This is a genomic window from Parabacteroides sp. AM08-6 (genome assembly GCF_003473295.1).
GTDB lineage: Bacteria > Bacteroidota > Bacteroidia > Bacteroidales > Tannerellaceae > Parabacteroides.
This window is the reverse complement of the sequence record NZ_QRMP01000080.1, coordinates 1-425: the sequence shown is the minus strand read 5'-3', so window position 1 is coordinate 425 and position 425 is coordinate 1. Positions and strand designations below refer to the sequence as shown.

1 pseudogene is annotated in these 425 nt (G+C 36.0%); it reads left to right on the top strand.

The annotated features are described in order from the left end of the window. Positions 1–102: 102 nt before the first annotated feature. Positions 103–425 (top strand): annotated as a pseudogene (locus tag DW103_RS17925) (hypothetical protein); the annotation flags it as partial.

Here is a 425-nt window from a genome sequence, read left to right as displayed (position 1 = left end):
GGATTGGCGGATACTGTATACACCGTTAATAACAATAAAATTGTGCCTCGTTATCTATTAAAATATGGAGATGACAGGCCTGATGTTAATAAAATGTGGTCTATGAATAATGATATACGTGAGGCGGAAAAAGAAAGGTCTTTATTTATTATGGACCCTGCTTATGAAACATCCCGTTACTTTTTCATAAGGGCGAGTAAAAAGGATGATAAATATATCATCTGTCACGATAAATATGAAAATCGTTCATTTTCGGTAAAGTATAAAGAAGACCCAATTATAGCGGAAGAGTATTTATCGGTTAAGATAGGTTTCCGCAATGATATCGATGGCGGTATCGATACCTATCTCCGTAGTATCAGTACATTGGGGAATTATTGGGTCTCGTGTATAAGTGCCTATGCGATGAAAACTTTATTGACGGA